Annotated in this window: 23 protein-coding genes; 16 read left to right on the forward strand and 7 right to left on the reverse strand. The window is 56.5% G+C overall.

Annotated elements, in window-relative coordinates:
- The first annotated feature begins 14 nt into the window (after positions 1–14).
- From ACYQ6M_RS13475 to ACYQ6M_RS13505, 7 genes are all read left to right on the forward strand, one after another.
- Positions 15–239, forward strand: a complete 225-nt coding sequence (locus tag ACYQ6M_RS13475; protein WP_460074293.1) for a twin-arginine translocase TatA/TatE family subunit — start codon at positions 15–17, stop codon at positions 237–239.
- A 41-nt stretch (positions 240–280) separates the two neighbouring features.
- On the forward strand, positions 281–709 hold the full coding sequence (gene tatB / locus ACYQ6M_RS13480; protein WP_460074294.1) for a Sec-independent protein translocase protein TatB: 429 nt from the start codon (positions 281–283) through the stop codon (positions 707–709).
- The gene (gene tatC / locus ACYQ6M_RS13485) at positions 706–1,506 is read left to right on the forward strand and encodes a twin-arginine translocase subunit TatC (RefSeq protein WP_022998720.1); all 801 of its coding nucleotides are present in this window, start codon (positions 706–708) and stop codon (positions 1,504–1,506) included. The genes tatB and tatC overlap by 4 nt, the downstream gene beginning before the upstream one ends.
- Positions 1,507–1,577: 71 nt before the next feature.
- On the forward strand, positions 1,578–2,858 hold the full coding sequence (gene serS / locus ACYQ6M_RS13490; RefSeq protein ID WP_460074295.1) for a serine--tRNA ligase: 1,281 nt from the start codon (positions 1,578–1,580) through the stop codon (positions 2,856–2,858).
- A gap of 189 nt (positions 2,859–3,047) precedes the next feature.
- A complete protein-coding gene (surE, locus tag ACYQ6M_RS13495) occupies positions 3,048–3,806 on the forward strand; it encodes a 5'/3'-nucleotidase SurE (protein ID WP_460074296.1) in 759 nt (252 codons plus the stop codon).
- A gap of 20 nt (positions 3,807–3,826) precedes the next feature.
- On the forward strand, positions 3,827–4,519 hold the full coding sequence (locus tag ACYQ6M_RS13500; protein WP_460074297.1) for a protein-L-isoaspartate(D-aspartate) O-methyltransferase: 693 nt from the start codon (positions 3,827–3,829) through the stop codon (positions 4,517–4,519).
- Positions 4,520–4,746: 227 nt separating this feature from the next.
- Complete coding sequence (locus ACYQ6M_RS13505; RefSeq protein ID WP_460074298.1) at positions 4,747–6,177, forward strand: peptidoglycan DD-metalloendopeptidase family protein; 1,431 nt, start codon at positions 4,747–4,749, stop codon at positions 6,175–6,177.
- A gap of 119 nt (positions 6,178–6,296) precedes the next feature.
- Here ACYQ6M_RS13505 and ACYQ6M_RS13510 read toward each other — a convergent pair whose 3' ends face one another.
- Entirely contained in the window at positions 6,297–7,169 is an 873-nt protein-coding gene (locus ACYQ6M_RS13510) for an ATP-binding protein (RefSeq protein WP_022998715.1), read from the reverse strand.
- 243 nt (positions 7,170–7,412) lie between these two features.
- Here ACYQ6M_RS13510 and yajC point away from each other — a divergent pair, with 243 nt between their 5' ends.
- From yajC to ACYQ6M_RS13535, 5 genes are all read left to right on the forward strand, one after another.
- Positions 7,413–7,748, forward strand: coding sequence for a preprotein translocase subunit YajC (gene yajC / locus ACYQ6M_RS13515; RefSeq protein WP_022998714.1), 336 nt, complete (start codon positions 7,413–7,415; stop codon positions 7,746–7,748).
- 71 nt (positions 7,749–7,819) lie between these two features.
- Positions 7,820–9,430, forward strand: coding sequence for a protein translocase subunit SecD (gene secD, locus ACYQ6M_RS13520; protein ID WP_022998713.1), 1,611 nt, complete (start codon positions 7,820–7,822; stop codon positions 9,428–9,430).
- Between the two features lie 16 nt (positions 9,431–9,446).
- Positions 9,447–10,397 (forward strand): protein translocase subunit SecF, encoded by a 951-nt coding sequence (gene secF / locus ACYQ6M_RS13525; protein WP_062488805.1) that lies wholly within the window; start codon positions 9,447–9,449, stop codon positions 10,395–10,397.
- A gap of 10 nt (positions 10,398–10,407) precedes the next feature.
- Entirely contained in the window at positions 10,408–10,785 is a 378-nt protein-coding gene (locus ACYQ6M_RS13530) for an Mth938-like domain-containing protein (RefSeq protein WP_201030402.1), read from the forward strand.
- A 25-nt stretch (positions 10,786–10,810) separates the two neighbouring features.
- The gene (locus tag ACYQ6M_RS13535; protein WP_460074299.1) at positions 10,811–11,662 is read left to right on the forward strand and encodes a phytoene/squalene synthase family protein; all 852 of its coding nucleotides are present in this window, start codon (positions 10,811–10,813) and stop codon (positions 11,660–11,662) included.
- A gap of 129 nt (positions 11,663–11,791) precedes the next feature.
- Here ACYQ6M_RS13535 and trmFO read toward each other — a convergent pair whose 3' ends face one another.
- The 4 genes from trmFO to uvrA all read right to left on the reverse strand — a co-directional run bounded on the left by trmFO (position 11,792) and on the right by uvrA (position 17,809).
- Positions 11,792–13,210, reverse strand: coding sequence for a methylenetetrahydrofolate--tRNA-(uracil(54)-C(5))-methyltransferase (FADH(2)-oxidizing) TrmFO (gene trmFO, locus ACYQ6M_RS13540; RefSeq protein WP_460074300.1), 1,419 nt, complete (start codon positions 13,208–13,210; stop codon positions 11,792–11,794).
- A 293-nt stretch (positions 13,211–13,503) separates the two neighbouring features.
- A complete protein-coding gene (locus ACYQ6M_RS13545; protein WP_006933293.1) occupies positions 13,504–13,653 on the reverse strand; it encodes a DUF1127 domain-containing protein in 150 nt (49 codons plus the stop codon).
- Between the two features lie 831 nt (positions 13,654–14,484).
- Entirely contained in the window at positions 14,485–14,634 is a 150-nt protein-coding gene (locus tag ACYQ6M_RS13550; RefSeq protein WP_006933294.1) for a DUF1127 domain-containing protein, read from the reverse strand.
- Positions 14,635–14,878: 244 nt separating this feature from the next.
- Positions 14,879–17,809, reverse strand: a complete 2,931-nt coding sequence (gene uvrA / locus ACYQ6M_RS13555; RefSeq protein ID WP_022998707.1) for an excinuclease ABC subunit UvrA — start codon at positions 17,807–17,809, stop codon at positions 14,879–14,881.
- A gap of 584 nt (positions 17,810–18,393) precedes the next feature.
- Between uvrA and ACYQ6M_RS13560 the strand changes: the two genes are divergently transcribed.
- Positions 18,394–18,960, forward strand: a complete 567-nt coding sequence (locus tag ACYQ6M_RS13560) for a single-stranded DNA-binding protein (RefSeq protein WP_460074301.1) — start codon at positions 18,394–18,396, stop codon at positions 18,958–18,960.
- A 61-nt stretch (positions 18,961–19,021) separates the two neighbouring features.
- On the opposite strand, the gene ACYQ6M_RS13565 is transcribed toward ACYQ6M_RS13560, so the two are convergent.
- Positions 19,022–19,498 carry a hypothetical protein gene (locus tag ACYQ6M_RS13565; RefSeq protein WP_460074302.1) on the reverse strand — a complete coding sequence of 159 codons (477 nt, stop codon included), beginning with the start codon at positions 19,496–19,498 and terminating at the stop codon, positions 19,022–19,024.
- Between the two features lie 531 nt (positions 19,499–20,029).
- On the opposite strand from ACYQ6M_RS13565, the gene ACYQ6M_RS13570 reads away from it, so the two are divergent.
- Complete coding sequence (locus ACYQ6M_RS13570; protein WP_460074303.1) at positions 20,030–21,919, forward strand: L,D-transpeptidase family protein; 1,890 nt, start codon at positions 20,030–20,032, stop codon at positions 21,917–21,919.
- Positions 21,920–21,999: 80 nt separating this feature from the next.
- Here ACYQ6M_RS13570 and ACYQ6M_RS13575 read toward each other — a convergent pair whose 3' ends face one another.
- A complete protein-coding gene (locus tag ACYQ6M_RS13575; RefSeq protein WP_460074304.1) occupies positions 22,000–23,145 on the reverse strand; it encodes a zinc ABC transporter substrate-binding protein in 1,146 nt (381 codons plus the stop codon).
- A 156-nt stretch (positions 23,146–23,301) separates the two neighbouring features.
- Between ACYQ6M_RS13575 and ACYQ6M_RS13580 the strand changes: the two genes are divergently transcribed.
- On the forward strand, positions 23,302–24,162 hold the full coding sequence (locus tag ACYQ6M_RS13580; RefSeq protein ID WP_460074305.1) for a PaaX family transcriptional regulator C-terminal domain-containing protein: 861 nt from the start codon (positions 23,302–23,304) through the stop codon (positions 24,160–24,162).
- Between the two features lie 129 nt (positions 24,163–24,291).
- Positions 24,292–25,284, forward strand: a complete 993-nt coding sequence (paaA, locus tag ACYQ6M_RS13585; protein WP_460074631.1) for a 1,2-phenylacetyl-CoA epoxidase subunit PaaA — start codon at positions 24,292–24,294, stop codon at positions 25,282–25,284.
- Positions 25,285–25,289 lie beyond the last annotated feature (5 nt).

Here is a 25,289-nt window from a genome sequence, read left to right on the forward strand (position 1 = left end):
CAGGAGTTTGGCGTATGGGCATTAGTATTTGGCAGATCTTGATCATCGCAGTGGTCGTTGTTCTGCTGTTCGGACGTGGCAAGATTTCCGATCTCATGGGTGATGTTGCAAAGGGAATCAAAAGCTTCAAGAAGGGCATGGCCGAAGACGACGTGGCCGACTCTCCGAAGACCATCGACCACAAGAGCAGCGAAGCGGCATCGTCCGTGAACGCCGAAGATCAGACCAAAGCGAGCTGATCTCAATCTGCATCGCGTCTCCTTAAGGGACGATACATCTCATGTTCGATATCGGGTGGACCGAACTATTGGTGATCGCCTGTGTGGCGATCATCGTCGTGGGGCCAAAGGATTTGCCGCGCATGCTGCGCACACTTGGCCAGACGATTGGGAAGATGCGAAAGCTTTCGCGTGAGTTCCAGTCGACCTTCAACGACGCGCTGCGTGAGGCCGAACAACAGGCCGATATCGCTGACATGAAGAAGCAGGTCGAATCGGCCGCCAACTTCAATCCGTTGGGTGATTTGAAAAAATCCATCGAAGAAGACGCGACCAAGAAAGCCGACAAGCCAAAAGTGGCAGCCAGCGAACCGGCGTCGCCGCCGGCAGACAGCGCAAATGCGGACAAGGTGCCTCCTGCGGAAACAGCCCAGGCTGAAACCGAGGCAAAGTCGAAAACCGCGCCGGTGACGGAAGATGTAAAGGCATGAGCCAGGACGAAATCGACGCCTCGAAGGCGCCACTGATCGAACATCTGATCGAACTGCGCCAACGACTTATGTGGTCGATCGGTGCGATCCTCGTGATGTTCGTTATCTGCTTCTATTTCGCCACGGATATCTACAACATCCTGACTGTGCCTTACCTGCGTGCTGCAGGAGAGGGCCACCCGGTGGAGATGATCTTCACCGCGCCGCAGGAATGGTTTTTCACCCAGTTGAAGCTCGCGCTTTTCGGCGCGCTCTTTCTGGCTTTTCCTGTCGTGGCCAGCCAGATCTACATGTTCGTGGCGCCCGGGCTCTACAAGCATGAGCGTGGCGCGTTCCTGCCGTTTCTGGTCGCAACGCCTGTTCTGTTCCTGATCGGCGCCTGTCTCGTCTATTTCCTGGTCATGCCCATGGCCATGGGCTTCTTCCTGTCTCAGGAACAGGCTGCGGCCACAGGTAAGGTTGCTATTCAGCATCTTGCCAAGGTGAGTGAATACCTGGGCCTGATCATGATCCTGATCTTCGCCTTCGGCCTGGTGTTCCAGTTGCCGGTGGTGCTGACCTTGCTCGGCAGGGCTGGCTTGGTGAGCTCCGATACGCTTCGCCAAAAACGCAAATATGCGATTGTTGGTGCCTTTGCTGCTGCTGCAATTTTGACACCACCCGACCCGATCTCGCAGATCGGTCTTGCGCTGCCTACGCTGCTTCTCTACGAAGTCTCCATTCTGTCCGTCAAACTGGTGGAACGCCAGCGTGCCGAAAGGGAGGCTCAACGCGAAGCCGAGGATGCGGCCGCTTGATGCTTTGAACGCTGCGCTTCCCGGATTGACAGACGGAATTGATTGAAACGACCGTCGTTCGGGAAGCGAAGATGTTTGATATTAGATGGATACGGGAAAACGCAGTCACCTTTGACCAGGCTTTGGCTAAACGGGGTTATGAAGCTTCCGCAGCCAAGCTGATCGCACTGGACGATTCCCGCCGCTCCCATATCACCAAACTTCAGGAAGCCCAGGAACGGCGTAACGCCGCCTCCAAGGAAATCGGCAAGGCCAAGGGCTCGGGCGATGACGCGCGTGCGCAGGAGCTGATTGACGAAGTCGCACAGATCAAGGCTTTCATTCAGTCGGGTGAAGAACAAGAGCGTAAGCTCATTGCCGATCTGGAAGCGGCCATGGCCGTCATCCCCAATCTGCCGCATGACGATGTTCCTGTGGGCGAGGATGAAGCCGGCAACGTGCTTCTGAAGACGCACGGTGAAAAACCGGTCTTCACGTTCAATGAAGCTCCGAAAGAACACTATGAGCTGGGCGAAGACCTCGGCGGCATGGACTTTGCCGCTGCGGCCAAGCTGTCTGGTTCGCGCTTCGTGATCCTCAAGGGTCAGATTGCCCGGCTGGAACGCGCTCTTGGCCAGTTCATGATTGACCTGCACACCCAGGAAAACGGCTACACCGAGGTTTCGCCGCCGCTTCTGGTTCATAGCGATCCGCTCTACGGGACCGGTCAGCTGCCGAAATTCGAGGAAGATCTCTTCAAGACCACCACGGATCACTACCTGATCCCGACGGCCGAAATACCGCTGACCAATCTGGTTGCCGGTGAGATTCTCCCAGAAGATCAACTGCCGCTTCGTGTGACTGCGCTCACCTATTGTTTCCGCTCCGAGGCCGGGTCTGCCGGGCGTGATACGCGTGGAATGCTGCGCCAGCATCAGTTCCAGAAATGCGAACTCGTTTCCGTTACCAAGCCGGAAGACTCGCTCGACGAGCTGGAACGCATGTTGGGCTGCGCGGAGAAAGTTCTGCAGAAACTCGGCCTGCATTACCGGGTGATGACCTTGTGCAGCGGCGACATGGGCTTTGGTGCACGCAAGACCTACGACATCGAGGTCTGGCTGCCCGGGCAGGATACCTACCGCGAGATTTCGTCCTGTTCCGTTTGCGGTGACTTTCAGGCGCGCCGCATGAATGCAAGGTTCCGGCCCACTGACTCCAAGCAACCGCTCCACGTGCACACCCTCAACGGATCGGGTATCGCAGTTGGGCGGGCATTGATTGCCGTTTTGGAAAACTATCAAAATGGCGATGGCACGATCACCGTTCCCGACGTTCTGCGACCTTACATGGGTGGTCTGGAAAAGATCGGCTGAGCGGGACCGGCGGGAAGGGCGGCCTGATCGGCATTGCCTGGATCGTGAGCGCCGGCGTTCAGTCGCAGCATACCGCCGGAATTTTGATTGCAATGGACGGCAACCGCGCAAGTTTGCCGTCCATCTTCATTTGGGGCTCTTCGGACCTGAAGTCAGAAGAGCTTTTGGGAAAACGGAGCAAAGATCGAGATGCGTATCCTCATCACCAATGACGACGGAATTCAGTCTCCCGGGCTGACGGTTCTGGAAAACATTGCCAGGACACTTTCCGACGATGTCTGGGTAATCGCTCCTGAAACCGACCAGAGTGGTGTTGCCCATTCACTGACACTGAGCGACCCGCTGCGCCTTCGTAAGCTCGATGACCGGCACTACGCCTTGAAAGGGACGCCAACCGATTGCGTGATCATGGGCGTGCGCAAGGTGCTTCCCGGTTTGCCGGATCTTGTGCTGTCGGGAATTAACAGGGGCCAGAACCTCGCTGAAGACGTGACCTATTCCGGAACCGTTGCCGGAGCGATGGAAGGAGCCATCCTCGGGATCAGGTCGATCGCCGTTTCCCAGGCTTACAACTGGGATGTGCGTGCCGAGCCGGACTATTCGACCGCTGAAGCCCACGCACCAGCGCTCTTCCGCAGGCTTATCGATTTCGAACTTCCGCAATATACGTTGTTGAATGTCAACTTTCCGGCCTGTGACGCCAAGGACGTGAAGGGGATCAAGGTTACCGTACAGGGGCACCATGAACAAAGCGGACTGTCCATCGACGAGCGTTCGGACGGGCGTGGTTATCCCTATTACTGGCTGCGTTTTCAGGATCGCGGCAAATCCGTACTTGATAATTCCGATCTGCAGGCAATTGCGGATGGATATGTTTCCGTTTCGCCGCTACGCATAGATCTGACAGCCCACGACCTGGTGACATACTTGGCGGAGGCTTTGGGGTAAACCCTGAGGGGGAACGGTTCATGGCCGGTCAATTGCCCGGCAAGGAAAACAGGACGATGGCGTCCGCTTTGCCGGATGAAGCGGAAGCCCGCGCTGCATTGGTTCTGGCACTGCGACGGCGCGGTGTCGGGGCGAGGGACGTACTGGCTGCAATTGAACGCGTCCCCCGGCGCCTTTTCCTGTCTGCACGCCATCACAGTCTTGCCTATGAAGACGCAATGCTGCCGATCGAATGTGGGCAGATCGTTTCAGCACCTTCAATCGTTGCCTTCACGGTACAGGCGCTAGCAATCGACTCCAGTCACGTGGTTCTGGAGATAGGGACCGGTTCCGGCTATCAGGCAGCCGTTATGTCCCATCTGGCCGCCCAGGTGGAAACGCTCGACAGGTTCGCCACCTTGACGGATCTGGCAACACGACGTTTTGAGGCGCTCAAACTGACGAACGTGAAAGCCCGGCAGGCCGACGGTTTGAGTGAGTTTCGCCAGAAAGGCCCCTACGACAGGATTGTCGTCAACGCGGCAGTGGAAGAAGTGCCAGACCCTTGGCTGCAGCAGCTGAAACCGGGAGGCATCCTGATCGCGCCGGTCGGTCAGGCAAAAAAGGCCCAGCCGTTGATCAAGTTCCAGAAAACCGAGAGTGTTGTGACTGCGGAAACGCTGATGATGGTGCGGACGGTCATGTTGCAGCCGGGAATCGCCAAGAAGCTCTAGAACGGTGTTTCATGCCGATTCTTGGGCCCATGCATTCGTTGAGCTTACTCGACCACTTGCCTGTTCAAATTTACTATAATCGGCGCGATTGCTGGCTTTCTGGTTTGCTTCAATACTGAGAAATCGTTGTTTTTCAGCGAAAGCGTCAACCGTCTTTAGCCTTTATAAACCTTACTACCGTCTACTCTTAACCATAACAGCCACAGTCAGCGGTTAGAGTTAAGGCGATGATGAAGCGGAAGCGTACCCTCCGCAGGGATCTGATGGGCAAGGTAGCGACAGTGTCGCTGGTTGCTGTTGCTCTCGCGGGATGTTCCAGCGCGGTCGAGCGATTTGGTGAACCACCCTATTATACGGGCAATACCCAGAATCAGCGGGATATTCTCAACGGCGGCCAGAAGCAGCCGACATACCAGGATATCGTGAATGGGCCTGGAGGGACCGCCGCAGGGCTTCCACAGAGTTCGTCCCAGCCGGTGACGACGGGGTCCATCCCGAACAGAACACCATCTGTCCAGTCTGCGCCGTTGCCGGCGCCGGTGACGACGGCTCAGCGTCCTGCACCTGTCCGCACAGCACCAGTTGCGACACAGCCCGCACCGGAAGCTGTGGCATCGGCCGGGAATGTGAGGAGCTGGAAAGGGTGGACATCTGCCGGCGGAACCCGGGTGCAAATGCGTCAGGGTGATTCCATCAATTCCATGGCACGCCGGTATGGCGTTCCGATCCAGGCTATTGTTGCTGTCAATGGCATCGACGACCCGGCAAAGGTACAGCCGGGCCAGAGCGTCATCATCCCGACTTACGTTTACGCTGAACGAAACGGTTCAACGAGCACGACTGAAGGCGAAAGCGGCAAGGTCAAACTGCCGTCAGCTGGACGAAGCGATAATGTTGTCACTGGCTCCGTGCCGACGTCTGTCGGGACGATGCCGAGGCCTGATCAGAAGAACGGTCAGCAGCCGACATTTGCTGATATCAGCCAGGGCAAGGTCGACGTTGTCCGCGTCAGCACCTTGCCGAGGCGCAAACCCGGTGGATCCGATCAAACTCTGACGACAGCTTCCATTTCGTCCGGATCGTCTTCCTCGAGCGTGCCAACACCGCGCCGTCAGCCAGAGACTTCATCCGCCGCTTCGCAGCCCGTTGCTGCGGCACCGTCGGGAACGGTAGAGAAAACCAAGCTGCCACAGCCCGCTCTCACGCAGGAAGCCCGGCCCACAGAACCGATCAAGACGCCAACTGTCGTTGCCAAGGTTCAGGAAGACGATAGCGCGGATGCCAAGTTCCGGTGGCCTGTTCGTGGCCGTATCATCTCCGACTTCGGCGCGAAGCCGGGTGGTGGCAAGAACGAGGGTGTGAATCTTGCTGTTCCTGAAGGAACACCTGTTCATGCTGCTGACGACGGCTCTGTGATCTATTCAGGTAACGAACTGAAGGGCTACGGTAACCTGATCCTCGTTCGTCACAATGACGGCTGGGTCTCTGCCTATGCACATAACAGCGAGTTGAAGGTCAAGCGGGGAGATACGATCCGCCGCGGCGACGTGGTTGCGCTAGCGGGCGCGACTGGGTCAGTCAACCAGCCGCAGCTCCATTTCGAACTGCGCCAGGGCAACAAGCCCGTCGATCCGCTGAAATACCTGCCGCGACGCTGACGCTGACAATTCTCGTATCCGGTGGGACCTTGCGATCCGCCGGATGAGAAAAGGCAATCCGTGGCCAAAAACCGTGAATCTTGTCAATCAGCCCGGCCCTTGCGCCGGGCTTTGTCATTTCAGGAAATCGTCTTGCCGAGCCTGCCGGCCAGATCCTGAATGAACTGAAAGGCGACACGGCCCGACCGGCTGCCGCGCGTCGTCGCCCATTCCAGCGCTTTTGCCCGCAATTCGTCGGCTTCGATCTTCAGGTCAAAGTGTGCGGCATACCCGCGCACCATATCCAGGTAGTCGTCCTGGCTGCACTTGTGAAACCCGAGCCAAAGCCCGAACCGGTCCGACAGCGAAACCTTTTCTTCAACGGCTTCTGCGGGGTTTATTGCTGTCGAGCGTTCGTTCTCGATCATGTCCCTTGGCAGAAGGTGACGGCGGTTCGAAGTGGCATAGAAAATGACGTTGTCAGGCCGACCTTCGATCCCGCCCTCAAGAACGGCTTTGAGCGACTTGTACGAGGTGTCGTCATTGTCGAAACTCAGGTCGTCGCAAAAGACGATGAACCTGCAGGAAACGTCCCGGATGAGGTTCATGAGTTTGGGCAGCGACTCGATGTCTTCTCGATGAATTTCAATGAGTTTCAAGCCGGCGGAAGCGTTCTCGACGGCGATCGCTGCATGGGCAGCCTTGACCAGTGAGGATTTGCCCATGCCTCTGGCGCCCCACAGCAATGCGTTGTTTGCAGGTAATCCCTTCGCAAACCGGCGCGTATTGTCGAGAAGAAGATCACGCACATGGGAAACCGCACAAAGCAACGTGATATCGACGCGATTGACCTTTTGAACCGGTAGCAATTCACCTGGATCAGGCGCCCAGACGAAAGCGTCAGCAACCGAAAAATCCGGGCGGCCGGGACGGGCCGGCACCGCACGTGCGATAAGGTCGATCAGGGAATCGAGTTTTGCATTTAATGCGGTGAGGTCGTTTTCAGCGTTCATTCTTCTTGCAAGCCCTGTCAAAAAGGCCCATGTCAGGCCCTGAATTAAGTGATGGCAGGATTAACACGGTGCGGGAAACACGAAAACGTCAGTTATTCCCATACCGGTACGCTGGAAACTGCTTGCAAAGCTTGAAATGAGGCGCGCCGCAGTTATAGTCCGCGCCACCAGAATGAGAGCGTTTTTGCCGAAGACCCGACAGCGGGGTCGGTGGTCATCAAAAACGCCACTTAGGAGAAGTGAATGTTTATCACCCCAGCCTACGCGCAGGCAGCCGGTCCGGCAGGCGCTTCCGGTTTCTTGATCCAGATCCTGCCTTTCGTGGCGATCTTCGCAATCATGTATTTCCTGATCATCCGCCCGCAGCGTCAGCGCATGAAGAAGCATCAGGACATGGTTGCCAACCTTCGCCGTGGTGACACCATCGTGACCACCGGTGGCCTGATCGGCAAGGTTTCCAAAGTCGTAGACGACGGTGAAGTGCAGGTCGAACTTTCCGAGGGCGTCAAGGTTCGTCTCGTACGTTCCATGGTGCAGGAAGTGCGCTCCAAAACCGAACCGGCCAAGGAAAACGCGTAACGCGATCCCCGCCGCTTCGATGATACCGCCGGGCCGGTTCAGATCGGCCTGGCTGCATTTAAGGCTTGACCATGCTCTATTTCGCACGCTGGAAAATCGCGCTGATCGTGCTTGTGGTTGCCGCTGGCATCCTGACCACGCTGCCGAATTTCTTCTCCCAAAAACAACTTGAAAGCTGGCCGGACTTCCTGCCGAAGAACCAGATGGTTCTCGGTCTCGACCTTCAGGGCGGTGCTTATCTGCTTTATGAAATCGACAAGCAGGATTACGTCCAGAAGCGCATGAAGGCGCTGGTCGGCGATATCCGGTCAACCCTGCGCGAAGATCCGCGCATCGGGTATACGGGGCTCGGAGTTCAGGGAGACGCCGCTCAGGTTCGTATTCGCGATCTGACCCGGTTGGCCGATGCGGAAGAGCGTCTGCAACCACTCGTCAACCCGCTGGCCTCCAGTGTTTTTGGCGGTCAGGCGGTCAATGAGTTTGACATGACCGTGACGGAAGACGGTCTGGTTCGATTTTCCTATTCCGAGCGTGGCCTTGAGGATCGCATGACGAATATCGTCCAGCAATCCATCGAGGTCATCCGGCGTCGTGTTGATGAACTGGGGACTACGGAACCCAGCATCCAGCGCCAGGGCGCCGACCGGATTCTGGTCGAAGCGCCGGGTGAAGATGATCCGGAACGCTTGAAAGATCTTGTCGGCCAGACGGCGCAGCTCACTTTCCACATGGTCGATACGTCCATGTCCGGCGAACAGGCGCTTCAGAACCGTCCGCCTGCGGGCACCGTCATCATGACTTCGGTTGATGATCCGCCCATTCCTTATCTTCTCGAGGAAGCGCCGCTCCTGTCGGGCGAAGACCTTGTCGATGCTCAGGTCAGTTTCGACCAGCGCAACAACGAGCCGGTTGTGAACTTCCGCTTCAATCAGTCCGGCGCGCGCAAGTTCGCCCAGATCACGCAGCAGAACGTCAACCGTCCGTTCGCAATCGTGCTTGACAATGAAGTCATTTCCGCGCCGGTTATCCGCGAGCCGATCACCGGTGGTTCAGGTCAGATTTCCGGCAGCTTCACGCTGGAGGGCGCCAACGATCTTGCCGTGCTGTTACGCGCCGGTGCATTGCCGGCCAAGCTGACCGTCATCGAGGAACGCTCTATCGGCCCAGGCCTCGGCGCTGACTCCATTGAAGCAGGCAAGTTGGCGTCTATCATCGGCGGCGGTCTGGTGATCGTCTTCATGATCCTGGCCTATGGCCGCTTCGGCATCATTGCCGACCTTGCTCTGATGGTGAACATCTTCCTGATCTTCGGTGCTCTGACAATGTTGCAGGCAACACTGACCTTGCCTGGCATTGCAGGTATCGTTTTGACGATCGGTATGGCGGTGGATGCGAACGTTCTGATCTTCGAGCGTATTCGCGAAGAAGCAAGGGCAGGGAGATCTGTCATTTCTGCGGTGGATGCAGGCTTCAGCCGTGCCCTCGGTACGATCCTGGATGCCAACATCACGACCCTGATCGCCGCCGTGATCCTGTTCCAGCTCGGCTCGGGTCCGGTCAAGGGCTTCGCCGTGACATTGGCCATCGGTATCTTCACCACAGTGTTCTCGGCATTCACGTTCAGCCGGTTGCTGGTAGCCCTTTGGCTCCGCCACCGCCGTCCGTCGAAATTGCCGATTTGATCCGGGAGACTTTCAAATGTTGCTGAGAATTGTTCCGGACAACACCAAAATCAAATTCATGTGGCTGCGGAAAGTCAGCTTTCCGCTGTCAATCGTACTGGTGATCGCCTCCATTGCCGCCTTCTTCACCGTTGGGCTAAACTACGGCATCGACTTCAAGGGCGGTACCATCATCGAAATCAAGACCGATGGTCCGGCCGATGTCGCCTCGATCCGTTCCGATCTGTCTTCCCTGAACCTTGGGGATGTCCAGGTACAGGAATTCGGCGGGTCGGACGACATTTTGATCCGTGTTGAAGAACAGCCTGGTGGCGAGCTTGCTCAGCAGGCCGTTATCGGCAAGGTGCGAACCATTTTCGAAGGTCAGGAAGTGGATTTCCGCCGCGTCGAAGTTGTGGGCCCGCGTGTTTCGGGTGAGCTGGCTCAGGCAGGGGCAATCGCGGTTGCCGCCTCGTTGCTGGCGATCCTGTTCTACATCTGGTTCCGCTTCGAGTGGCAGTTTGCGGTTGGGGCCATTCTGACAACGGCCAACGACGTGGTCATAACCATTGGCCTGTTCGTCCTGCTGCAGCTTGATTTCTCGTTGTCCAGTATCGCGGCCGTTCTGACCATCATCGGTTACTCACTCAACGATACCGTGGTCGTTTATGACCGTATTCGCGAGAACCTGCGCAAATACAAGAAGCGGCCATTGACGGAAGTGCTCGACATGTCGATCAACGAGACGCTGTCTCGTACGACCATGACGTCTCTCACGACGCTGCTGGCGCTTTTCGCGCTTTACATCTTCGGCGGTGAGGTCATCCAGTCGTTCACCCTGGCAATGATCTTCGGTATCGTGATCGGCACCTATTCGTCGATCTTCCTGGCGGCACCTTTCCTGATCCTGTTCAATCTTCGTGCGGAGGCCATGTCTCCGAAGGACGACGATGGCGAAAAGGATCCAAAGGCGAAAGCGTCGGCTTAGGGACGGTACGATGGAAATCCGCGATGCGCATTTTCCCGGTCGGGCGCCGCTCGAAGCTTATGGCAACGGCGGCTTCCGGTTTGCCGGGATGTCTCATCGCGGATCCTTGTTATGCGTTCCGAGCGGAATCTACGGCTGGGACGTTACCGATGCGTCCGCCTTTACTCCTGAAGCCTTTCAGAAGGTTCTGGAGGAACAGGCGGACATTGAAGTGCTTCTGGTCGGAACCGGCAAGGAACTTCGACCTTTGCCGGCAGAGCTGAAAACGCTGTTTCGGGAGGCGGGCATATTGTCCGACCCGATGTCGACAGGTGCCGCGCTTCGGACCTTCAACGTGCTTCTGTCGGAAGACCGGGCTGTCGCAGCTGCACTGATCGCTGTCGACTGAAGCACCTCAAAGGCTATCGGGCTCTATGACGACCGATTTTGACCATGCTGCCGATGTGGTTCGTCAATTTGACAAGGACCGCTATCTCAGTGCGTTGTTGGCACCAGAAACCCATCGCAATGGCCTGATGGCGCTCTATGCCTACAGCGCCGAGATTTCCCGCATTCGAGAACTGGTGTCGGAACCGCTTCCTGGTGAAGTTCGGCTTCAATGGTGGCGAGACCTGCTCGAAGGCACGGAACATGGAGCTGTTGCGTCCAATCCGGTTGCCAATGCCTTGTTGCAGACGATCGACCGATACGAATTGCCGAAAGAAAGCCTTGTGGCAATGGCGGAGGCAAGGGTCTTTGACCTCTACAACGACCAGATGCCAAGTCTCAACGATCTGGAAGGTTACGCTGGTGAAACCGTTTCTGGTGTGATCCAGCTGGCTTGCCTTGTCTTGAATGATGGCAAGGAGGCAAGCACGGCAACGGCCGCAGGGCACGCCGGCGTGGCGTATGCGCTGACCGGTTTGATGCGCGCACTTCCATGGCATGCATCGCGGCAGCAGATGTATTTGCCGAAGGACGTCTGTGACCGGCACAACCTTGATGTCCAGTCAGTGTTTCGAGGCGAAACGACGGCTGAACTTCGGGCAGTGCTTGCTGAAATGCGCGGCCATGTCCGCCATCACCTCGGCCGTGTGCGTCAGGCGTCGAAGGATGTACCAACCGCCTGTCAGACAGCCTACCTGCCACTGGTTCTTGTGGAGCCATTCCTGAAAAAACTGGAACGGGAAGACCTGGACCCGTTGAAGCAGGTCGCGGAGATGTCTCAACTCAGGCGGCAATGGATACTCTGGCGAGCGTCCGGGAATGTACTGAAGGCCATCTGATCCCGTATGGGCTGATTTCCAGACACGCAAACAGGCGCTTTCCCGCGAGAAAAAGCACCTGTTTAAAAATCATGAAAAATGCATTCGATCCGGCCGCACATGCCTGATCATTGGGCCAATCGGTACTGATTACTCTGCAGCCTGTTTCACAAGGTCCAACTTGGCCTGCCAGTCCGAGAAGTCGGTCTTCGCCCGATTGGTCATCGCAAGTTTCTTGGCACGGGTCTTGTCCTTGCCTTTCAGTCGCTTGCCGTTTTCATCCTTGTTTGGTGCGTCCACTTCGGGGAACAGGCCGAAATTGACATTCATCGGCTGAAAGGAGCCCGGTTTGCCGGCACCGTCGTCCCGTGTGATGTGTCCGCCGGTAATATGACCGTGCAGCGCACCCATGGCAGTCGTCGCAGGTGGTGGGACGATCTCCTGACCGCGGGCTTCAAGGACTGCAAACAGTCCGGCAAGGCAGCCGACGCTCGCCGATTCCACATAGCCTTCACAGCCGGTGATCTGACCGGCAAACCGCAGCCGAGGATCGGCTTTGAGCCGTAAGGTTCCATCTAGAACCTTAGGAGAGTTCAGGAAGGTATTGCGGTGAAGTCCGCCAAGACGGGCAAATTGTGCGTTTTCAAGGCCTGGAATCATGCGGAAAATGTCGGCCTGGGCACCGTATTTCAGCTTTGTCTGGAAACCGACCATGTTGTAGAGCGTGCCGAGTGCATTGTCCTGACGCAGTTGCACAACCGCGTAGGCCTTCACTTGCGGATTATGCGCGTTGGTCAGTCCCATGGGCTTCATCGGGCCATGCCGAAGTGTTTCGCGGCCGCGGGCAGCCATGACTTCAATTGGCAGGCAGCCATCAAAGTAGGGCGTGTTTTCTTCCCATTCCTTGAAGTCCGCTGTTTCACCTTCAAGAAGCGCATCGATAAATGCTTCGTATTGCACCTTGTCCAGCGGGCAGTTGAGATAGTCCTTGCCAGTGCCGCCAGGCCCCACCTTGTCATAGCGGGACTGGAACCAGGCCTTGGAAAGATCAACACTTTCGAAGTGGACGATCGGTGCAATAGCGTCGAAGAATGCAAGAGCATCTTCCCCGCTTTTTTCCAGGATTGCCGCCGAGAGAGCCGGTGACGTCAGCGGTCCCGTTGCAATGATGACCTTTTCCCAGTCAGAGGGGGGCAGACCTGCGACTTCCTCACGCGAGATCGTCACATTTGGATGATTTTGAAGTGCGGTCGTTACAGCGTTGGAGAATCCGTCCCGATCCACGGCAAGTGCACTGCCGGCAGGTACCTGATGAGCGTCAGCGCAAGACATGATGAGCGAACCGAGCTGACGCAGTTCATGATGTATCAGGCCAACGGCGTTTTGCTCGGAATCGTCAGAACGAAAAGAGTTCGAGCAGACCAGTTCGGCAAGACCTTCGGTCTGATGAGCATCCGTTTTGCGGACGGGGCGCATTTCGTGGAGGACGACGGGCAATCCGGCTTGTGCGATTTGCCAGGCAGCCTCTGAACCGGCAAGGCCGCCGCCGATGATATGGATGGGGGTCATTTTGTGTCCCTGGGACTTGTTCCGGCCGCCTTTCGTCACCGACTTGCGGCAAGGTGGATCCGGACAATTGCTTTGCCGCCCTGATTACAGGCAAAGTCGGGCAACCGCAATGTGCGCCATATCGATGTGACGGAATGGTCTGATGTCGGGCAACGATATGATTGCCGACAAAACAAAAAAACGCCCGCCGGTGGGAGGAGGTACCGGCAGGCGCTTTTGGAGTTCCACGCATGGAGCGCGGAAGATGCGGTCATCAGGTTGGGAGGAGGATACCTTCTGACCGCGAAGCTTTGTTATTTCGCAGACATGCGCGCGTAGCGAGCGATGTCGGAGCGGGCAATGCCCAGGTCGTCCAGTTCGCGGTTGGACAGGTTGGACAGCTCGTCATAGGTCTGACGGAAGCGTTTCCAGTTATTGAATTTGCGAACAACAGTATCGATCATGGTTTAGGCCTTTCGCTATCTCATGGCCATGGCACCGCGGATCGGCGTCTGGCCCGTTCATCTCTTACAGGCTGGAAGATAGGTGTTTTGTGCAGTGCGAGGTAGAGGGGAAATCGCGAAGCTGATATGCAAAAAATGCAGATTAAAAAAGCCTTAATGGGGTTGAAATGGCAAAACGACCCGCATGCTTCGCATAGCTGTCATGATTTGAGTGTTCGCAGGTGCGAAATGAAAATGCAGTCGGGAGGGTTCCTTTCTACGGATCAGCCCGTCATTTGGTATCGCCTGAAAACTTTAGACTGACCTGGTACGCACGGGTGATCTGCGATGACGGAAGGCAGGCGGCGATAGACGGTGAAGACGGTTGAGTTCACAAGACAGGTTGTCGATCTACCAGCCCAATCGAAAACATGGCATCGCAACAAGCGAAGACATCAAATTATCCGAATGCGTCCCCGGCCCGGGTAACGACCCAGCTTGTGAATACCTATTTTGTGCTGACTCGCATCGCTTGGGCGTTCTCACAGGGAGCGCTTCGCTTGGAGGAATGAGCGAGCTGTCGCCGCAAGAGCAGAGACATCGACCTGGAGACAGTTGAGCACATCCAGATATCGCACTTGGCGTTGGAGTGTCAGAATTTTGAGGGATCTCTTGCCTGACCAGACAGGGATGGGAGGAAATCAGGACGCCAGAAAAACGAACGCCCGCCAGCGGGAGGAGGTGCTGGCGGGCGACGTTTCGACGTGACAGGGCTGGGAGGAGGATGCCCTGCGTGTCACACGCCCGTCGGCTGGGAGGAGGATGCCTAGGGACGCGATCTCTTTATTTCATTCAGCCAATCTGACGACGTGCGACAAATTTGATGTCGCTGCGGCAGATGCCGAGGTCGGCAAGCTCACGAGCCGAAAGGCGGGACAATTCGTCAACCGCACGGCGGTAGCTCACCCAGTTGCTGTACTTTTGGCGCACGGTGTCAAACATCTTCTTATTCCTTAATTATCGAAACGCGTGTGCGTTCCGCGCCGTTGTTGTCCAATGATATATTTCACCACTCGAAATAAAAGAAGTGCCATCTCTGCATGCCTGACATGCGTTTGATGCAATGCAGCAAAGCCTGCGCAGGCAGATTCGAGATGATTCGTGGAACATGCGGAAATACAAATGAAAAAGGCATGTGTGCGGTGCACACATGCCTGTCGTCACGTAACTGGAGACTGGTTAAGACCTATTCCGCAGCGTCGTGTGCCCGTTGCGGACGTCGCTGCAGCAGTTCCTGCAGGAATTGACCCGTGTAGCTTTCCGAAACCTCGGCAACGTCTTCAGGCCGCCCGGTAGCAACCACCGTGCCGCCACCGTCGCCTCCTTCCGGTCCCAGATCGATAATCCAGTCTGCCGTCTTGATGACTTCAAGATTGTGCTCGATCACCAGTACGGTGTTGCCCTGGTCGACCAGTTCGTGAAGCACTTCCAGCAGTTTTGCGACATCGTGAAAATGCAGGCCTGTCGTGGGTTCGTCCAGAATGTACAGCGTACGCCCCGTCGAGCGCTTGGAGAGTTCCTTCGCAAGCTTTACGCGCTGCGCTTCACCACCTGAGAGCGTGGTCGCCTGCTGGCCGACCTTGATGTAGCCGAGACCGACACGCGCCAGAGTCTCCATCTTGTCGCGCACGGCGGGTACTGCGGAGAAGAACACGGCGGCTTCATCCACGGTCATGTCGAGCACGTCGGCAATCGACTTGCCCTTGAACTCGACCTCGAGCGTTTCCCGATTGTACCGTTTGCCTTTGCATACGTCGCAAGTGACGTACACATCCGGCAGAAAGTGCATTTCGATCTTTATGACGCCGTCGCCCTGACAGGCTTCGCAGCGGCCTCCCTTGACGTTGAAGGAGAACCGGCCGGGCTGATAGCCTCTGGCCTTGGCTTCAGGCATGCCGGCGAACCATTCACGGATCGGGGTAAAGGCACCGGTGTAGGTCGCCGGGTTGGATCTGGGGGTCCGGCCGATCGGTGACTGATCGATGTCGATGACCTTGTCGAGCACTTCCAGGCCTTCGATGCGATCGTGCGGGGCAGGGTTGTCCCGCGCGCCATTGAGGCGACGAGCTGCGGCCTTGTAGAGCGTATCGATCAGGAACGTGGACTTGCCGCCACCCGACACACCGGTGACACAGGTAAACGTGCTGAGCGGCACGTCGACGTCAATGTCCTTCAGATTGTTGCCGCGGGCGCCGCGAACGGAGATCTTCCGCTTCTTGTTGATTTTTCTGCGCTCGTCGTTGCGCGAAACCATCATGGATCCAGACAGGTACTGCCCCGTCAACGAATTGGGATTGGCCATGATTTCGGAGGGAGTGCCCTTGGCGACGATCTGCCCACCATGGACGCCTGCTCCAGGTCCGACGTCGACAACGTAATCGGCAGTCAGCACCGCGTCTTCATCATGCTCGACCACAATCACCGTATTGCCGAGATCGCGCAGGTGTTTCAGCGTTTCCAGAAGACGGGCGTTGTCGCGCTGATGAAGGCCGATGGACGGCTCATCCAGTACATAGAGAACTCCTGTCAGCCCCGAGCCGATCTGCGAGGCGAGGCGGATACGCTGGCTTTCGCCACCTGACAGTGTTCCGGAAGAGCGGGACAAGGTGAGATATTCAAGGCCAACGTCATTCAGGAACTTCAGCCGCTCGCGAATTTCCTTCAGGATGCGGCCTGCGATTTCGCTCTGTTTGTCGTTCAGTTGCTCCGGCAGGGCTTCAAACCAGAGGCTTGCATCGCGAATGGAATGTTCGGTGATCTGACCGATATGCCTGCCGGCGATCTTGACGGCAAGCGCTTCCGGCTTCAGACGGAACCCGCTGCAAGCCGGGCAGGCATGATCGGATTGAAACCTTGCCAGTTCCTCGCGAACCCAGGTGGATTCCGTCTCGCGCCACCGCCGTTCGATATTGCCGATTACACCTTCAAAGGTCTTCTCTGTCCGGTAGCTGCGGACGCCGTCATCATAGACGAATTCAATCTTCGCATTGCCAGTTCCATGAAGGATTGCCTCGCGCACTTCCGAAGGAAGATCCTTCCAGGGCGTTGCCATGGACACCTTGAAATGACTGCAGAGTGCTTCCAGCGTCTGGGCATAATAAGGTGATGTCGACCCTGTCTTCGCCCACGGCAGGACAGCTCCTTCGCGCAAGGATAGCGAGTGGTCAGGAACAACCAGGTCTTCTTCAAAAGCGAGTGTCGTTCCAAGGCCATCACAAGTGGGGCAGGCACCGAAGGGATTGTTGAACGAGAACAGACGCGGCTCGATCTCCGGAATGGTGAAGCCGGATACAGGGCAGGCAAATTTTTCGGAAAAGATCAGCCGTTCCGGGTTGCCGTTCTCGTCGGTCTTGTCGGCAAATTCGGCAATTGCAATGCCATCGGCAAGTTTCAGCGCCGTTTCCAGTGAATCGGCAAGCCGACCGGAGATATCGTCACGCACGACGATACGGTCTACGACGACGTCGATATCGTGCTTGAATTTCTTGTCGAGGGCAGGGGCCTCGGAAATCTCATGGAAGGTTCCGTCGATCTTGACGCGCTGGAAACCCTTCTTCATCAGCTCGGCAAGTTCCTTGCGGTACTCGCCCTTGCGGCCGCGAACCATCGGCGCGAGCAGGTAGAGGCGGGCACCTTCTTCCAGCTCAAGAATGCGATCGACCATCTGGCTGACGGTCTGGCTTTCGATCGGCAGACCGGTAGCAGGGGAATAGGGAACGCCGACACGCGCAAACAAAAGGCGCATGTAATCGTAGATTTCCGTAACCGTTCCAACTGTGGAGCGCGGATTGCGGGACGTGGTCTTCTGTTCGATGGAGATTGCCGGCGACAGTCCGTCGATCTGGTCGACGTCCGGTTTCTGCATCATTTCCAGGAACTGACGCGCGTAGGCGGACAGGCTTTCCACGTACCGCCGCTGTCCTTCTGCATATATGGTGTCGAAGGCGAGTGACGACTTGCCTGAGCCAGACAGGCCGGTCATGACAATCAACTTGTCGCGGGGCAGGTCCAGGTCGACGCCCTTGAGATTATGCTCTCGTGCGCCACGGATGCTGATGACCCGTGTTGGGTCCGCCTTCCAGGCTTCTTCCGACTGCGATCCCTTGGCTGTCTTCATTGTCGTTCTTCCTGACCGCATGCGTCGCCCAAAGACGATTGTTGCTCTCGCATACGCTAAGATGGTCCATTGCCGATGATGTCTGTTTGCCCCGATATAGCAGTTTCGGGCGGAGCTTCCAGTGAGGCATTTTCATTATCGTGCCAGAGGCACTCGTCGATGCGATGCCTGATTGAATCGCTTTTACAGAAATGATAAGAACAAAACAAGTACATTAACGATTGCCGCGTCAGGAACCGAGCAGAAATAGGTGACCGAAACCTCGCAGTTCATGAGATAATGTCCTGACAGAAAAATCGGGGCTTGATTGGAACAAAAGTGGAGCAAATTGTAACTTGGTGCAATCAAGGATTGTGTCTGTCGACTTTGCTCGAATTTTAGGCGGATGAACCAGGCAGCAGTTTGTGAGTTGCCTTGTGGAAAATGAGTGAAGCCTGGCGAAAATAGCGGCGAAGCTGTTGGCGTGCCGTTAGGGTTCTGGTTTCTAGCAGCAAAGCTTGCAACGTTGACCGTTTATCGACACGTGCCGGAGAAGCACACGAACATCGTCGGCGGGGTCAACGAAAAACAAACAGGAGTTCAGTATGGCGGGCAGCGTCAACAAAGTAATTTTGGTCGGCAATCTGGGAGCAGACCCGGAAATCCGCCGTACGCAGGATGGCCGCCCGATCGCCAATCTCCGGATTGCGACGTCGGAATCCTGGCGCGACCGCAACACCGGTGAGCGTCGTGAAAAGACGGAGTGGCACCGCGTCGTGATCTTCAACGACGGTCTTTGCAAAGTTGCGGAACAATATCTGCGCAAGGGATCAAAGGTTTATCTCGAAGGCCAGCTTCAGACCCGCAAATGGCAGGATCAGTCCGGTCAGGACCGGTACTCCACCGAGATCGTGCTGCAGGGCTTCAACTCCAACCTGACCATGCTTGACGGCCGCGGCGAAGGTGGCGGTGCATCCGGCGGTCTTCCCGATTACGGAAATGACTCACAAGGCGGCGGCGGAGGTGGCTTCGGCGGCGGCGGTTCCAGTTCCGGTTCCGGTTCCGGCGGGAATTTCGGTGGTGGCTATGGCGGCGGTTCCAGCAGCGGTGGCGGTTACGGCGGTCCGTCCGGTGGCGGTGGCGGCCCTATGGACGACGAAATTCCGTTCTGATCTTTTTCTGCCCTACCGGGTGCGGTCCCATGCTTTGGGGCCGCGCACCAGGTTATGTTGATCAACCGCCGACGTTCGGGTCGTAAGGCGTGGTCGGGTCATCAACGCCGTCGTAATATTCCTTCGCACTGCCGAGACCGCAGTGATAGACGGCTTCTTCTGCGCGTGTGTCGCCACCCGTAATCGGGGCGCCGTTGTGATGCGCGAATTCATGAATGATGGTGGCCAGCACCATCCACCTGCCCATTTTAAAGGCCCGGTCACCAACCGCGATTTCCCCTGAAGGAACGTGGATTTCCCCATGTAGCGGCGAAATGGTCGGTCCGTAATTCACCCAAATCGAGCTGTCGTTGATCATGTCCGACAAGCTTCGCCCCTTGGGCAGCGTCCGGAAATAGGCATTACATCCCGGGTTGTTCTTGACCATCTTGAAAAGCTTGTTTCTGGCCCATTTCAGCTTTGAATACTGGGAAGAGTTGAAACTTGTGTATTTCCAGATCGGTGACGAATGGTCACCAACATTGAATTGAAACGGCATTTGGCTCTCCGGTAATGTCTCACGTACTCGTGAAGCCGTAGATACCCCTTTGACGAAGAAGGCGGCGTGATGCCAATCACGCCAGGTTGTTTTTCCAAACAGCCGCAGTTCTGCCGTTTCTGGCACCGTGATGGTGGGCAGCTGTACTGTCAGCAACGAGGCAAAATCGTCACAGTCGGCTGATTTCAAACCTGTGTAGGACGGCGCCCCTTAACCATCTGATGAACCCTGTTATAGTATCAAACGGTTTACGGGCGCAGTTTCCGGGAATCGGGTCGCGGGGCCCGGTTGCACGGTAACTGCGTTGCCATATCACGCTCGGATGTAGAACATCCACGGCGGATATGCCGAACAGCCTTCGATCCTTGCAGGGAAGCAATAAAACCCTGGTGACTTGGGCAAGGCGTCAGGTTCGAAAAGATTTAAAATAAGCGGGTTTAGACAATGCGAGCGAATGCAATGGCACTGAGCGAATGTACCAGGAAAAAACCGAAACGTTCCGTCCTGGGGACGTCCCTCAGGGCTGGCTTGATGGCGACGGTGCTTTTTTCCGGTTTTAACCTGGTCTCGGTTGAGCCTGCTTCCGCGCAGGGGTTGTTCCAGCGTCTGTTCAATCCGGAAGCGCATCGCCGGCAGCAGGAGCGTGAGCGCCAAAAGGATCTTAGCAAGAAGGTCGTTACCGCAAAGGTCTCTGCGCCGCGCTACCTCAATTACTCGGCCGACAGCTGGAAGAAGGTTTCGCTGGCTGAACTGTCGGAGATCAAGTCTGCCGAGGTGAAGCCTGATGTCCAGCCCGTTGAAACGACGGATGCCCCGAGCACCGAAAGCGATAGCCTGCCACAGGCTCCGGTCGTTCTGACCGCATTCGACACGGCGCGTCCGGCATTGAAAGACATGTCGCTCACCGTCCTTCCGGAAGTGGGTTCTGCAGTCATTTCATTCTATCGTGAGCATCCCGATTTCGTCTGGGTGAAAGACGGTAAGCCGACAGAAAAGGCAATCGCGGTCCGCAGTAGTCTCGCTGAAACAGGCAAATTTGCGCTGAATCCGGAAGACTATGTCGTCGATCTTCCCGTAACTGAAGGTCTTGAAGGTGAGGCACTCGATGCCGCCACGATGCGGTTCGAGATGGAGATGAGTGCAGCCGTTCTGACATATGTTCTGGATTCCAGGCGCGGACGTGTCGATCCGAACCGGATTTCCGAATATCACGATCTGCCGAGGCATGAAGTCGATCTCGTTGCAGCCCTGGAAGGATTCAAGGCAGCGGCCAATGCCGAAACAGCAGTTGCCAAAGCGCAGCCTCAGAGTGAACATTTTCGCAAGCTGACCGAAGAGTTAGCCCGCTTGCGAGCAGAAGATGAAGACGCCGACCAGATCGTCATCGCGCCCGGCACACTCCTGAAGGCTGGCAAATCCAGCCCGGAAATGAAGAACATCGTCGCCGCGATCGCCAAGAACGGCTCGGAGGAACTCAAGTCGGCTCATGAAGAGACGCTGACTGCCTATGATGGCGCTGAACTTTATTCTCCGGAACTCGTTGAGCTGGTGAAGGCTTTCCAGAAGGAAGCCAAGCTCACGCCGGATGGTATCATCGGCAAGAACACCATCAACGCGATGGTCGGCGAAACCAACGCGGCGAAAATCGCCAAAGTCGAACTGGCCATGGAGCGCAGCCGCTGGCTTCCCGAAGAGCTCGGCGAACGCAAGGTTTTCATCAACCAGGCTGCCTTCACCGCGACCTATACCGCGCCTGACGAAGCTCCATTGAGCATGCGGGTGGTTGTCGGCAAGAAGTCCAATCAGACCAACTTCTTCTACGACAAGATCGAAATCGTTGAATACAATCCCTATTGGGGCGTGCCGTATTCGATCATTGTCAATGAAATGCTGCCGAAACTGGCAAACGACCCGAGCTATCTCGACCGCGCCGGTTATGAAGTAACGACACCAGGCGGCCGGCAGGTTTCGTCTTCTGCAGTCGACTGGTACGCGGTTGCTTCCAAACAGCAATCGGTCAACGTCCGCCAGTATCCGGGCAGCTCGAACGCGCTTGGCGAAGTCAAGATCCTGTTCCCGAACAGGCATCACATCTACATGCACGATACGCCGTCAAAGAACCTCTTCAACAAGGATATGCGAGCATACAGCCATGGCTGCATCCGTCTGCAGGATCCCAAGGCCATGGCCGCTGCGGTTCTCGGCAAATCCAAGGATTACGTGAGCTCGCGTATTTCGGGCGGTCAGAACCAGCAAGAACAGGTGACCGGTGATATTCCGGTTTATGTGTCCTATTTCACGGCATGGCCTGAGCTGGACGGGACGGTTGCCTTCTATACCGACGTCTACGACAGGGACATGCATCTGTTGAAGGCCATCGAGAAAACCGAAGCAGAGCGGGAAAAAGTCAGAACGTCCTGATCTGGGATAGCAGAACAACAAAAGCCGCCGAAGGGGTGACCTCCGGCGGCTTTTTTGTTTTCCCTCTCGAAGAGGCAATATCAGGAGGCGCCGCCGAGGCAATCCTTCAGAGAGCTTGAGAGCCCCTTCAGAAGTTGCGGATAAAGGTCCGGGCCATTTTCAAGATCGGTGCCCAGCGGGTCAAGCGTACCTGACCGAGCGCTGCTGCCTTCCAGAACAACCGAAACAAGCTTTGCGTCAAATTGCGGTTCCTGAAAAACGCAGCTTACGCCGAGGTCCCTGATCTTGCCCTGGATTTCCTGAATTCGGTCTGCACTCGCCAGAGCTTCCGGAGAAACGGTAACCGATCCACTGGCCTCGATTTCATAGTGATGTTCGAAATGATGATAGGCATCGTGGAAGACGATGAACTTTTTGTCTGCAAACGGAGCCAGTTCAGCGGAAATGTCCTGATCGAGTGACGCGATCCGCTTGGAAAAAGCCGCTGCATTCTTTTTATAGATTTCGGCGTTGGCAGGATCCTGTTTCGCCAGGGTATCTGCCATGATTTTTGCGATCTCTATGCCATTTTCCGGGTTCAGCCAGATATGCGGATCGACAGCCCCGTGTGCCGCGTGCTGATGCTCTGCGTCGTGGTCGTGACCCGAGTGGTCATGGGCTTCGGCGTGGCTGTTGTCGTCATCATGTTCGTGGCCAGCATGTTCATGTTCGCCCTCTTCGTGCTCATGTTCGCCGCCAGCGTGGTCGTGGTCATCTTCTTCTGCATGATCATGCGCATGCTCTTCACCACTGTGCCCATCGTCGTGATCGTGATCATGGGCGTCGAAGCTGGCACCTTCGCGGATGTCGAGTTGATGAATCCCAGACGCATCGATCAGTTCGACCGTTACAGCATTCTTGGCCATGGTTTCGATCGGCTTCTTGAGCGAGGGAGCCAGTTCTGGCCCAACCCAGAACACCACATCGGCTCCCTGAAGTAGAAACGCCTGCGACGGTTTCAGCGCGTAGCCATGAGGAGAGGAGGCGCCGTCGACAAGGACATAGGGCGTCCCGACACCTTCCATAACAGCCGACGCGATGGAATGGATCGGTTTGATGGACGTGACGACACTGGGGGCGTCGGCGTGCGCATTCACTGTCAGGGTCACTAGTGCTGCTGCGGCGGGAGCCGTCAGATAAAGTGACCTGCAGGCGCTGTTCTTGATGGCGGAGAAGGTGAGGGGCATAGGTAGGCCTTCAGGATGATGTAATTTTATAACGTTCAAAAATCAGGTTTTCAAGTCCGCTTTCGCCGGAATGTTGTCGAGAGCATCCGTGAACATCTTGGTTTGCAGCCGCCGTACAGATAAGCTTTAGAAAAATGCTGACGGATCAGAAGCTTCATGCATACCGGAACCGAAATACTTGCTGACATTTTCCTGCGGCCCTTTCCGCCCAAGGCTGCGCAGCTGATCGTGACCATCTACGGCGACATCGTTGAACCGCGTGGCGGTGTGCTTTGGATGGGAGACCTGATCAGCCTTTGCGCCGGCTTCAGCGTTAATGAATCGCTTGTCAGGACAGCGGTGTCTCGTCTGGTTTCAAAAGGTCAGTTGAAAGGTGAGCGGGAAGGCAGGCGAAGCTTTTATGCCCTGACACCGGATGCCCGGGAGGAATATCACCTGGCGGCAGACTTGTTCTATGGCCCCGAGGATCCGGATTGTGGCTGGCTGTTGACCCGTTGTACGGAAGCCGCGGATCAGGCCGTTCTGATGCGGTTTGGTTTCGCGTCACTTGAGGGGAATGTCTACATCGGCGCCGACAGACCGGGACGCCCCATCCTTGGCACCGCGTTTCGCGCGTCGGCTTTGAACCTGAAATCAGGTGAACTGGAAAAAATAGCTGCTTCCTCCTTCGGACTGGAGCTGCTGGCTCGGGACTACACAGGCTTTGTCTCCCACTTCAAACCCATGCAGAACCTGATCGCAGATGGTGTTGCACCCGCCTCAGCACTGTTGTTCCGACTGGCATTGGTGCATGCCTATCGCGGCATTCGCCTGCGGGATCCCCGCCTGCCACGCTCGGTCCTGCCGACAGACTGGGCCGGATACGAAGCGCGTTCGTTGTTCGCCGCGCTCTACGCTGGCCTTTCTCCGGCAGCCGACAGTTACATCGGTCGGAACCTGTTGAATCAGGACGGTCCACTACCGGCCACACCGGATGCGGTGCAGGAACGCATGCGGTCACTTTCCCTAACAGATTGAATTATAGGAAGTTTCGGCAATCATCTGAAACAGGCGACAAAACATCACAAAAATAATTAATTTCATGCTTTTTCTGTGATGTGTTGTGAGGTATCCTTTTGGAAATTCAACATGACGAAAGGAGGCGTCATGTATGCCCAGATGGTAAAAGCCGACTCGACCAAAGTTCTCTCTCTCGCGGAGATGACGGACGAGGAAAGAGCCTTTCAGGAACGCATTGACCGTGGTGAGAAAATCGAACCCACGGACTGGATGCCGGAAGGCTATCGCAAGACCCTGATCCGTCAGATCGGTCAGCATGCTCATTCGGAAATTGTCGGCCAGTTGCCGGAAGGCAATTGGATAACTCGTGCGCCTACACTTGAGCGCAAGGCGATCCTGCTCGCCAAGGTTCAGGATGAGGCAGGCCATGGCCTTTACCTCTACTGTGCGGCTGAAACCCTCGGCGTCAGCCGGGACGAGTTGATCGAGCTGCTCCATGCCGGCAAAATGAAATATTCCTCGATCTTCAATTACCCAACCCTGACGTGGGCCGATATCGGTGCTGTCGGATGGTTGGTGGACGGCGCGGCAATCATGAACCAGGTGCCGTTGCAGCGGACGTCCTTCGGCCCGTACTCGCGGGCGATGATCCGTATCTGCAAGGAAGAAAGCTTCCACCAGCGCCAAGGCTACGACATCATGATGAAGATGGCGAAGGGGTCGGAAGCGCAGCGCCGCATGGCGCAGGATGCCTTGAACAGGTTCTGGTATCCGTCGTTGATGATGTTCGGTCCGTCCGACAAGGACTCTGTCCATTCCGCCCAGTCGATGGCCTGGAAGATCAAGATCAACACCAACGACGAGCTGCGTCAGAAGTTTGTCGATCAGACCGTTCCCCAGGCTGAGTATCTCGGGCTGACAGTGCCTGACGAGAACCTCAGGTGGAACGAGGAAAAGGGCGGTTACGATTTTTCCGAACCGGACTGGAGCGAGTTTTTCGAAGTTCTCAAGGGCAATGGTCCATGCAACCGGGAACGCATGGAAGCCCGGGTGACGGCATGGGAAGATGGTGCCTGGGTGCGTGACGGGTTGATGGCGCATGCTGACAAGCGGGTCGCTGCCAGAACCGCGGCCGAGTAAGCGCC

This window comes from Roseibium sp. ROS1 (assembly GCF_054658215.1).

What these genes read in the sequence shown, in the direction of transcription:
- tatB (WP_460074294.1), top strand. Translation starts at nt 281, where the DNA reads ATGTTCGATATCGGGTGGACCGAACTATTGGTGATCGCCTGTGTGGCG.
- secD (WP_022998713.1), top strand. Translation starts at nt 7,820, where the DNA reads ATGCTCTATTTCGCACGCTGGAAAATCGCGCTGATCGTGCTTGTGGTT.
- ACYQ6M_RS13575 (WP_460074304.1), bottom strand. Translation starts at nt 23,145, where the DNA reads ATGCCCCTCACCTTCTCCGCCATCAAGAACAGCGCCTGCAGGTCACTT.
- ACYQ6M_RS13510 (WP_022998715.1), bottom strand. Translation starts at nt 7,169, where the DNA reads ATGAACGCTGAAAACGACCTCACCGCATTAAATGCAAAACTCGATTCC.
- ACYQ6M_RS13565 (WP_460074302.1), bottom strand. Translation starts at nt 19,498, where the DNA reads ATGCCGTTTCAATTCAATGTTGGTGACCATTCGTCACCGATCTGGAAA.
- ACYQ6M_RS13505 (WP_460074298.1), top strand. Translation starts at nt 4,747, where the DNA reads ATGATGAAGCGGAAGCGTACCCTCCGCAGGGATCTGATGGGCAAGGTA.
- yajC (WP_022998714.1), top strand. Translation starts at nt 7,413, where the DNA reads ATGTTTATCACCCCAGCCTACGCGCAGGCAGCCGGTCCGGCAGGCGCT.
- ACYQ6M_RS13545 (WP_006933293.1), bottom strand. Translation starts at nt 13,653, where the DNA reads ATGATCGATACTGTTGTTCGCAAATTCAATAACTGGAAACGCTTCCGT.
- ACYQ6M_RS13550 (WP_006933294.1), bottom strand. Translation starts at nt 14,634, where the DNA reads ATGTTTGACACCGTGCGCCAAAAGTACAGCAACTGGGTGAGCTACCGC.
- secF (WP_062488805.1), top strand. Translation starts at nt 9,447, where the DNA reads ATGTTGCTGAGAATTGTTCCGGACAACACCAAAATCAAATTCATGTGG.
- ACYQ6M_RS13570 (WP_460074303.1), top strand. Translation starts at nt 20,030, where the DNA reads ATGGCGACGGTGCTTTTTTCCGGTTTTAACCTGGTCTCGGTTGAGCCT.
- ACYQ6M_RS13535 (WP_460074299.1), top strand. Translation starts at nt 10,811, where the DNA reads ATGACGACCGATTTTGACCATGCTGCCGATGTGGTTCGTCAATTTGAC.
- ACYQ6M_RS13530 (WP_201030402.1), top strand. Translation starts at nt 10,408, where the DNA reads ATGGAAATCCGCGATGCGCATTTTCCCGGTCGGGCGCCGCTCGAAGCT.
- uvrA (WP_022998707.1), bottom strand. Translation starts at nt 17,809, where the DNA reads ATGAAGACAGCCAAGGGATCGCAGTCGGAAGAAGCCTGGAAGGCGGAC.
- ACYQ6M_RS13500 (WP_460074297.1), top strand. Translation starts at nt 3,827, where the DNA reads ATGGCCGGTCAATTGCCCGGCAAGGAAAACAGGACGATGGCGTCCGCT.
- trmFO (WP_460074300.1), bottom strand. Translation starts at nt 13,210, where the DNA reads ATGACCCCCATCCATATCATCGGCGGCGGCCTTGCCGGTTCAGAGGCT.
- serS (WP_460074295.1), top strand. Translation starts at nt 1,578, where the DNA reads ATGTTTGATATTAGATGGATACGGGAAAACGCAGTCACCTTTGACCAG.
- tatC (WP_022998720.1), top strand. Translation starts at nt 706, where the DNA reads ATGAGCCAGGACGAAATCGACGCCTCGAAGGCGCCACTGATCGAACAT.
- ACYQ6M_RS13560 (WP_460074301.1), top strand. Translation starts at nt 18,394, where the DNA reads ATGGCGGGCAGCGTCAACAAAGTAATTTTGGTCGGCAATCTGGGAGCA.
- surE (WP_460074296.1), top strand. Translation starts at nt 3,048, where the DNA reads ATGCGTATCCTCATCACCAATGACGACGGAATTCAGTCTCCCGGGCTG.
- ACYQ6M_RS13475 (WP_460074293.1), top strand. Translation starts at nt 15, where the DNA reads ATGGGCATTAGTATTTGGCAGATCTTGATCATCGCAGTGGTCGTTGTT.
- ACYQ6M_RS13580 (WP_460074305.1), top strand. Translation starts at nt 23,302, where the DNA reads ATGCATACCGGAACCGAAATACTTGCTGACATTTTCCTGCGGCCCTTT.
- paaA (WP_460074631.1), top strand. Translation starts at nt 24,292, where the DNA reads ATGTATGCCCAGATGGTAAAAGCCGACTCGACCAAAGTTCTCTCTCTC.